Here is an 8,603-nt window from a genome sequence, read left to right on the forward strand (position 1 = left end):
TACAGGAAAAAGGTGTGGACACGACAGCGTATCGTCCAATGGGAAGTGCAGAGGCGATGATGAATCAATTAGCCAAACGATTAAAGAATGGAAGAGCATGGAGCAAAAAAGGGGTCATGAGCATGGCACGCTTGTGGATTGGATTGAAGGATGACCTATCCATCCAAACGATATATGGGAAATGGGAAAAGACCACGGAAAAATCAAAGAAAGAGCATCGACCGAAAAGAGAAATACCCACAAAATTAGTAACAGAAACCGTGCGTCAGAACATACCATACTTAAATCAGGCGATTGGAAAACCCATTCACTTTGCCTTACAGGGATTAAAAGGTTTTTAAAAAAGAAAAAAAGAAATTTTGATGAAAGAATACATTTAGAAAGCGGATACAAAATTAGAAGTTTTACTTTATAAAAAGGGAGCTAAAAAAACTCCCACAAAAACTTGACTCAATCTCATTAACATAAGAAATTTACACAAGAAGTTTATTAATGAATGTAAAGTTTTGGGGATTAAAATGAATGAATATCCTTTTAACACGAGTTCATTGGCAATAAAGTCCCTTGAACGGTATGTAAAATCATTGTCTAAAACGTATTTTGTTGAAGTAGCAAATAGGAATGGTGAACAAGCAGCTATGGTTGCCAAAAACACCGGCATCGGTAACAAAAACAATCCGATGATTATCAGACCGCTAGAACGAGTGGAATTTGACGGTCATAGAATAGATACTTCAATAGCAATAATTTTTAATACCCCAGAGGGTGATGAGATTATCGAAGTAATGAATCGGATATGGATTCTTTCCATTGTTGATGTAGCTACGAGAGCAATACTAGGATATCATCTCTGTCTAAATAAAGAATATTCTGCACATGATGTTCTAATGTGTATTAGGAATGCTATTTTTCCGTGGAAAAGGAAATCGCTTACTATTGAAGGATTAAACTATTCGGAAAGAGCAAACTTTCCTTCAAATTTAATTCCAGAAGCTAGTTTTGGTTTATGGGACGAGTTTTGCTACGACAATGCAAAAGCTAATATTGCAAAGAATGTAAAAGAAAAACTTGTTGACTTAATTGGTTGTTCTATTAATTTGGGACCTGTAGCAATTCCGGTTAGAAGGCCTATTATCGAACGTTTTTTTCGGACATTAGAGCAAAATGGGTTTCATAGGTTACCTTCTACAACTGGAAGTAACCCAAAAGACCCAAAAAGGAATAATTCAGAAGAAAATGCTATTAAATATAGAATTACTGCACAACACCTTGAAGAACTTACGGATGTATTAATTGCTGAATACAATGATAGTCCACATGAAGGAAATAGTAATCTTAGCCCATTAGAAGTTTTTGAACAAAGAGTAGCGAGAGGAATGACAATACTTCAGTTACCTGAAGAAAAACGTAATGAAATAGCCTTTTTTTCATTAACAGTTACAAGAAGAGTTAATGGTAGTGAAAAGAATGGAAGAAGACCATTTGTTAATTATGAAGGGGTAAGATATACGAACGATGTATTAAACCGTTCGCCACATTTAGTTAATAAAACACTTAAACTGCTAGTCAACACGGATGATTTAAGGATTGTAAAAGCATTTCTAGATGATGGTAGTGAATTAGGTAATTTAAGTGCTACTGGAAAATGGGGAATAACCCCTCATGACCTTAGAACTAGAAAAGCTATAAATAAACTAAAAAATAATAAGTTAATACATTTCACTCAATATGATGATCCAATTCAAGTTTACCAAGACTACTTAGAAAAAGAAGCACGAAAAAATAAAACAAACAGAAACAAATTAGCTTCCCTAAAAAAAGAACAAAAGAGTAAAGAAGAACGATACCAAATAGCAAAGTATAATGAAGACAAAGGGACCATTATTAACGGAAATTTTGAAAACCTTTCCGATCTATCTAATGTTAGGAAGCATAAGGAACCTGAAGCAGGGGATAAACAAACTGATAAGCGAATCTTAAAAAGAACGATAATTTTTTAATTGGAGGTCCTAAAAATGTCAGAAACAGTGGAATCCAATCAATCTAATAAAATATTAATTAGACCTTATATTCCAAAAGGAACTCATCCCATTGAGACGGGTAAATATTTGATTTCAACAAATGAGATCGATAGAATGTATCAAACTGTCATTCAATGGGTCGAAAACAGAACTCCGGGTGCGATCATATATGGTCGTCCCAGATTAGGAAAAACAAGAGCTATTTCATATTTAATTAATTGTTTGCCACAAGACTTTGGTGAAAATACACCAATTTTTCATATTCGTTGTCGTAAATACAAAAATCCCAATGAAAATTTCTTTTTTGAAGATTTATTAAATGCTGTGGGACATTCAATTATCATAAGTGGAAAATCCAATATGAAGAGAACAAGGCTATTAAGATTTCTAGTAGAACGTGCTGACTTCTCAGGTAATAATAAGATTGTTTTTTTTATAGATGATGCACAAAGACTTGTAGAAATTCATTATGATTGGTTAATGGATCTATATAATGATTTGGATCATTATGGCATAACTTTAACTACTATTCTAGTAGGACAAAAAGAATTGGTTCATCAACGATCTGCGTTTATCAGTGGAGATAAATTTCAAATAGTGGGTCGCTTTATGAGCCATGAATATCAATTTAAGGGAATTGAAAATTTAAATAATTTAAGGATTTGTTTAACAGGATATGACGATTATTGTGAATACCCTACAAATAGTAACTGGTCATTCACTAAATACTTTTTTCTGAATCTTTTACAAGAGGATATAGGTTGCATCATTCAGCCGAAGAATAATTTCAGGTTTTTGTAAATTTAAGAAGAGAATTCGGATTACCTCAGAAAGTAGAAATTCCAATGCAATATGTTACATTAACTGTAGAATATGCTTTAAAACGATTTGGAAATAATGGTTTAGATTTACCGGCTATAAAAAAACTCATTGGGAAGAAGCAATTAATAATTCTGGGTACATCCAATCAGAATTGTATCAAATAAGTTAATATAATATACATTACTTAGATAAAGGTGGTTGAAAGTTATGACCTTTCAATTTACTTGGTCTACCGAATGGATTCAAGACTACGAATCATCTTGGGGAATATTAGAAAAATTTATGTGGGCAAATGCTATTGACGGAAATACTATTTTAGCCTTAATCGGCAATAAAAATGTTAGGCAATTAAAAAACATTTCAAATGCTGGCAGCCGCCACCGTAATCTAGTTTATTTTTTCAGCATTGATTCGGAATTGAGTCAAAAGATTATTGGAATAGATCTAAAAGAGTACCATGACAATTTAGCAGATAAACTAATCCATATAATTCCCAATATTAAGTTTGAAATTAATTATTTTCACTCTAACTTGTCATATTGCCCTATTTGTTTAAGTAAAGGATATCATAGTATTCTACACCAACTGAAAATTTTTGATCACTGTGCTTTTCATCCAGAACAAGAGTTAATTGTTAGGTGCGTAAAATGTGATAAATTAATGCCAGAATATCTTATTAATAAAGGCAACAAAGAGGCTTTTCGTTGCACCTGTGGTTACGATTTTCTTGATTCAGAAAATATACGGTCAATATTTTTATCATGGAAAAAACAACCTAGAATTCAAAACCAAATCATAAATTCATGGTTAAATTTACCTCGTGAAAAAGTTCATCAATATCATTTAATTTACCCCTTTGATAATTACAACAAATACTTTGTTATTAATGATACTGATTACTTGACAATGATGCCCCAATTATTGATTAGAGCTTTTAATGATAACCCTGCTCTGAGTGAGAAAATTATTAAAATTTCTTCTAATAAGGGAATCTTGAAAATTAAAAATGATTATAGGTTGTTAAAGGAAAATTATTTAACTGCTTTTCCACGTCAATTTTCACGCTTTAGATTCAACGAAAAACATAAAATTGATAGTTTCTTCTTTGAAGTCTACAAACAAACTAGGATTATTTATAAAGCAGTAAGTAGATATATATTACGTAATATTATCAAGGACCACAAGAAATGCGTTGAGATTTTCAATAAAGCCCAACAAAATGGTGATGTTTGTCCCCATGCATTATCATTTACTTGGTGGAAAATGGAGTGTGAAGGAATAGATTCATTTTGGAAAATAGAAAATCAAACAAAAATTCGAGAAACATATGATTTTGAATGCATAAGAGAACGGTTTAGTTCATTTATTCGTGGATCATTTATGACACACCTAGAAGAAGTATTAAATCCTATCAGTAGAGAGGAAGAGCTTGATTTCTTAAATTATAATGTTAGCAGAATAAATTATATTTTAAATAAAATCGTTACACATTTATTAATTGAGCGTTATATAAAATGGTTAGAGGTCGTACAAAACCCAGAAAAATTTAAACAACTCCATCCTGATGATACTATTCCTATGTACCTTGCAAAAATCCCGCAAAATTCAAATGAAGAAATAGTTTTCTATTTTCCTAATGGACGAATTAATTACATGAAGAATCTCATAAAAGACATCAGTGAACAAGTAAATTGTCCAATAAGTAAATCTAAGAGGTATCCGCCTTATAAATCTCCAATTCGAATAGCAATGGACAAAATGAAATAAAACAAAGCAGAGTATTTAAATTGAATAGCGTAAGCCTGAACTATAAAAAAGAACACCTTTTCGGTCTACATCACAAAAGCCATATACCACGATTTTTTAAATCGAATATATGGCTTTTATTAATCTTTTTAAACCACAGGATATGCCTGTGTGCAAATGAAACTTGTAGAGTTGTATCAGAAAAAAACTCCAATCGTTATAATAGAAGATGGCCGTCAAACCAACTTCAAATAACGAAAGGAGTCCTGCTCATGTCGAGCGACAATAGTTTATCACATACAAGATGGAATTGTAAGTATCATATCGTATTTATTCCCAAATACAGAAGGAAAGTAGTGTATGGGAAATGAAGAAAAGATATAGGTGCTATTTTGAGAAAACTATGTGAAATGAAAGATGTAGAAATAATGGAAGCACATGCAATGCCAGATCATATTCACATGCTGGTAAAAATACCACCGAAAATGTCTGTTTCGTATTTCATGGGATATTTAAAAGGTAAAAGTTCCTTGATGATCCATGATAGACACGCAAATTTAAAATATAATCATGGAAACCGAACGTATTGGGCGAAAGGATATTACGTAAGTACGGTGGGACTAAACGAAAAAACAATTGCAAAGTATATTATTCGAGAGCAAGAAGCAGAAGACCGTTTGCGAGATAATATGAGCAAATGAGAATACGTCGATCCATTTAAAGAAAAGTAGGGAGAGTAAACGGTTGGCGGTCACTTTAGGGGCTTCGTTGGTAAAGTGCCCTTATAGGGCGAAATTAAAACCGCCGGTTCTACCGGCGGATACTTACTTATTTTAATTACTACATTCTGCCTGAATCATTTTTGACCAGGGCAAGTATTGATCTAAGATTTCATGGCTTGTGATGCTTAAACAAATGGCGTTAGCTTTTGCTCCAGCTTCACTGACAGAAAAAAGCCAGTTTTTTTCTGATGAGGAACTTAAAAGGATTTTTGCATTATCCGATAATATTACCCTTACAAAGAGCCAACCGAATCCCTACATCCAGCTTGAGTTTCCAATGATGCTCCGAATCATGTATGGCTGCTGTTTGCGCGTAGGGGAAACTCTAGCTTTGAAGATGAAGGATATGGATCTCGATGGTGGAATCCTCATTCTAAAACAGACAAAAGGAGACAAGCAACGGCTAGTACCTATGCATGAGACTTTGACATCAATCTTGATTAGATACTGTTTAGTAATGGGGTTGATAGGAAAAGCCGAAGCATTACTGTTCCCCAGCGCAATACAGGAAGTACCACTTTCTGTAAAAGCTGCTCGTAATAAACTCAATACCATACTGAAATATGCCGGCATATCATTGAAAGGTATGGGAAAACGGGAACGTGGACCATGCCTTCACTGCCTGATGCATGTGTTTGCCTTTAAATACTTTGCAGAAGCTGAAAAGTCAGGGCGTTCGATTGACGCATCGGTTCCCTATTTATCTATATATCTGGGACATGACAGCCTTAAAGAAACGGAGAGTTATCTGAAATTCAGCAGCGAATTCTATCCTGAAGCTATGGAACTGTTTGAAGATTACACACTGCAGGTTTTCCCGGAGGTGTCTTATGACGAATAAAGCATCAGAATTCCCGATTTTCTGAACTGAAGACTGAAACTTTTGTCAAAAACATCAAAAGATTATCTAAGAAAAAAGAGAAGAAATGTTTTATGTTAAGACATACAGTAATTCTTCTCGGATAATGCGCCCAACAATTTGCGAAGGTAACGCCTTCCAACTTATCATAGCAGAATAACCATCACAAACAATCATTCCGGAATATCCTTTAATGAAACTTTCAAGGACAGATCGAGCACGTGATACTGAGCTTTGAAAGAGAGTCATGGTTGGACCTTGGCTTGGCACACTTCGATACACCCAATTATAGGGATTGGTTTGACCAGATTTCCCATCGGATCGGTTGAACCTTCTTTTAAAAAGTAAAACTCACCCTCGTTCAACGTTTCGTCAATCACTCTTATATTGATGAATCCTTCAAATCCCTTGCTTTCCATCACCTCAAGAGGGTTATCCTTTTTGTGTATATTTTTGATCTAAACGACAGTACCTTTGTATTCTATTTTAATTTTCCTTTATCGTGAAGCTGATTTAAGGTATCGTCATTGTCTCTTTTTTATGCAATTATGTGATTACATAGAAATTTCAATATATTGTAACAAATACCAAACAGACATATGTGGAAAAAGTTGTATTATAGTATTGAAGAATAAATTAATATATTCCGCTTACTTTGATGGTATCCATGCAAATGGTTATCAAATAAAAAACTATTAATAATAAGAATGGGGGTGAGAATATGAGTGAGGAAAAATATACTCTTGAAGACATTTTATCCGAAATTAAAACACAAAATGAATTGGCTAATGAAGATGAAGAATTAAAATTAGAACTATATTACCCAGGAACTGATATTTGTTAATTTTTTTCGGCTACAATTTTATTTTACCGCCACAATTGTGGCGGTAATTTTACAAAAAAATAATAGGTGAGGAAACTGTTCATGAACTCATATAAAAAAACCTTGTTATTATTTGGAACATATAGTGTGCTTACTTCTGTTTTATTCATCGATGCGATTTTTGCTCTTTTTGTTTTTAATCACGGTTTATCTATAACACAACTAATGCTAATAGGAACTGTCTCTGTATAACCGTTATACTTATGGAAATTCCAGCAGGAATTATTAGTGATAAATACTCTAGAAAAGTGTCATTAATTATAAGTGTATTGTTAAGACTTATTAGTATTGTCTTTTATATCTTTGGTTCATTTTATGTGGGGTCAGTACTAATGGCATTAGGAGTAGTGTTTTTATCGGAACGGATTCAGCATATTTATATGACATGATGAAAAAGTATAAACATGAAAATGAGTTTCAAGAAATTGACGGGAGAATTCGAGGCTATACATTTTATTATATGGGTTTTGCTGCGATTATTTCTGGCATCCTATATGGGGTAAATATTTATTTACCTTTTATTATGACTATTGGGACTTTTCTGTGTGCATTGATTATTTCAATAAATTTAGAGGACGAAGTGAGATATTCCCAAAATAATAGAAAAAAAGGGCATTTTGAAATAATTAAAACAAGTACACTTATTATTTTCAAAACAAATAAAGTATTGAATGCCACATTATCATTGGTATTAATTATGTCAGTTATACAGATAGTTAAAGCTTATGATCAGCCATTTATGTATGAAATACAAATAAGTAGTACTGAATTTGGTTTTATATTTTTTATATTGAATATCACTGCAGGGTTTTTCTCGAAAAGGAGTAAACAAATTTCATTAAAGCTTAAAGATTATACTAATCTGGTTTTGATTCTTGGGTTTAGTATACTAACTTTTATGCTCTATATCCTTGATAACTTTTGGGGGCTAATTATATTAGTAGCTTTAAGTGTGGTGCGAGGAATAGCAAGTCCGTATTTTTACACCAAATTAAATGATAATATTCCATCGGAAAACAGAGCGACAATCTTATCATGTGCAAGTTTACTCATTAGTTTATTCGTTGCTTTAATATCACCTTTAACAGGATTAATTGCTGATAACTTTGGATTGAAGTTTACTTATCTATCAATTTCCTGCCTAATTATCGTCTTTTCTACTATTTTATTTTTGAAAAATAAATTTAATATAAAGAAAAATGAGATTGTGAGGGATACATATGAAAATTAATTTAAACCCAGAGGTAAAAAAACTTAAACCTGAGGTTACTCAATGCAAAGTTATGCAAAAAGGAAAAAAAATAAATGGAGACAAAAAAGCATTAAAGAAAAAAGATGCGGAAAAATAAATTTGCAACAAAGTGGTTCCACTATTTTTTTTTACTCTATTTTCAAAATCAAGTGGAAAAATTCCAATTTTTAAATTATTTTATTTTGGAGTTGATTATTGTTGAAATACAAAATATTAAATAAGGATGAGTATCTAATTG

The 8,603-nt window shown here is 32.4% G+C and carries 9 protein-coding genes and 3 pseudogenes; 11 read left to right on the forward strand and 1 reads right to left on the reverse strand.

What is annotated here, in order from left to right; all coding sequences use genetic code 11:
• The 6 genes and pseudogenes from ACWNMZ_RS25325 to ACWNMZ_RS25350 all read left to right on the forward strand — a co-directional run.
• Positions 1–341 (forward strand): UPF0236 family transposase-like protein (locus ACWNMZ_RS25325; protein ID WP_449598953.1); only part of this gene is annotated, 341 nt, incomplete at its 5' end.
• A 177-nt stretch (positions 342–518) separates the two neighbouring features.
• Positions 519–2,000: a hypothetical protein gene (locus ACWNMZ_RS25330; RefSeq protein WP_231512611.1), complete on the forward strand. Its 1,482-nt coding sequence runs from the start codon at positions 519–521 to the stop codon at positions 1,998–2,000.
• Positions 2,001–2,015: 15 nt separating this feature from the next.
• A pseudogene (locus ACWNMZ_RS25335) lies at positions 2,016–3,012 on the forward strand (ATP-binding protein).
• A 38-nt stretch (positions 3,013–3,050) separates the two neighbouring features.
• Entirely contained in the window at positions 3,051–4,610 is a 1,560-nt protein-coding gene (locus tag ACWNMZ_RS25340) for a hypothetical protein (RefSeq protein WP_065429145.1), read from the forward strand.
• A 251-nt stretch (positions 4,611–4,861) separates the two neighbouring features.
• Positions 4,862–5,290: pseudogene (gene tnpA / locus ACWNMZ_RS25345) on the forward strand (IS200/IS605 family transposase).
• 202 nt (positions 5,291–5,492) lie between these two features.
• The gene (locus tag ACWNMZ_RS25350; protein WP_051641031.1) at positions 5,493–6,212 is read left to right on the forward strand and encodes a tyrosine-type recombinase/integrase; all 720 of its coding nucleotides are present in this window, start codon (positions 5,493–5,495) and stop codon (positions 6,210–6,212) included.
• A 115-nt stretch (positions 6,213–6,327) separates the two neighbouring features.
• Here the strand turns inward: ACWNMZ_RS25350 and ACWNMZ_RS25355 are convergent.
• Positions 6,328–6,557 (reverse strand): annotated as a pseudogene (locus ACWNMZ_RS25355) (IS66 family transposase); the annotation flags it as partial.
• Between the two features lie 394 nt (positions 6,558–6,951).
• Between ACWNMZ_RS25355 and ACWNMZ_RS25360 the strand changes: the two are divergent.
• From ACWNMZ_RS25360 to ACWNMZ_RS25380, 5 genes are all read left to right on the forward strand, one after another.
• The gene (locus ACWNMZ_RS25360) at positions 6,952–7,074 is read left to right on the forward strand and encodes a hypothetical protein (RefSeq protein ID WP_268817979.1); all 123 of its coding nucleotides are present in this window, start codon (positions 6,952–6,954) and stop codon (positions 7,072–7,074) included.
• An 81-nt stretch (positions 7,075–7,155) separates the two neighbouring features.
• Positions 7,156–7,305 (forward strand): hypothetical protein, encoded by a 150-nt coding sequence (locus ACWNMZ_RS25365; RefSeq protein WP_449598954.1) that lies wholly within the window; start codon positions 7,156–7,158, stop codon positions 7,303–7,305.
• Positions 7,306–7,316: 11 nt separating this feature from the next.
• Positions 7,317–7,502 carry a hypothetical protein gene (locus ACWNMZ_RS25370; RefSeq protein ID WP_449598955.1) on the forward strand — a complete coding sequence of 62 codons (186 nt, stop codon included), beginning with the start codon at positions 7,317–7,319 and terminating at the stop codon, positions 7,500–7,502.
• Positions 7,502–8,344: an MFS transporter gene (locus tag ACWNMZ_RS25375; RefSeq protein WP_449598956.1), complete on the forward strand. Its 843-nt coding sequence runs from the start codon at positions 7,502–7,504 to the stop codon at positions 8,342–8,344. Before ACWNMZ_RS25370 ends, ACWNMZ_RS25375 begins: the two co-directional genes overlap by 1 nt.
• A complete protein-coding gene (locus ACWNMZ_RS25380; protein WP_268817980.1) occupies positions 8,334–8,462 on the forward strand; it encodes a hypothetical protein in 129 nt (42 codons plus the stop codon). The genes ACWNMZ_RS25375 and ACWNMZ_RS25380 overlap by 11 nt, the downstream gene beginning before the upstream one ends.
• Positions 8,463–8,603 lie beyond the last annotated feature (141 nt).

It is taken from the genome of Niallia sp. Marseille-Q9988 (genome assembly GCF_976954375.1).

Bases quoted from the DNA above. Each gene is read 5' to 3' on its own strand.
- ACWNMZ_RS25360 (WP_268817979.1), top strand. From the start codon at position 6,952: ATGAGTGAGGAAAAATATACTCTTGAAGACATTTTATCCGAAATTAAA.
- ACWNMZ_RS25330 (WP_231512611.1), top strand. From the start codon at position 519: ATGAATGAATATCCTTTTAACACGAGTTCATTGGCAATAAAGTCCCTT.
- ACWNMZ_RS25340 (WP_065429145.1), top strand. From the start codon at position 3,051: ATGACCTTTCAATTTACTTGGTCTACCGAATGGATTCAAGACTACGAA.
- ACWNMZ_RS25375 (WP_449598956.1), top strand. From the start codon at position 7,502: ATGAAAAAGTATAAACATGAAAATGAGTTTCAAGAAATTGACGGGAGA.
- ACWNMZ_RS25365 (WP_449598954.1), top strand. From the start codon at position 7,156: ATGAACTCATATAAAAAAACCTTGTTATTATTTGGAACATATAGTGTG.
- ACWNMZ_RS25380 (WP_268817980.1), top strand. From the start codon at position 8,334: ATGAAAATTAATTTAAACCCAGAGGTAAAAAAACTTAAACCTGAGGTT.
- ACWNMZ_RS25350 (WP_051641031.1), top strand. From the start codon at position 5,493: ATGCTTAAACAAATGGCGTTAGCTTTTGCTCCAGCTTCACTGACAGAA.
- ACWNMZ_RS25370 (WP_449598955.1), top strand. From the start codon at position 7,317: ATGGAAATTCCAGCAGGAATTATTAGTGATAAATACTCTAGAAAAGTG.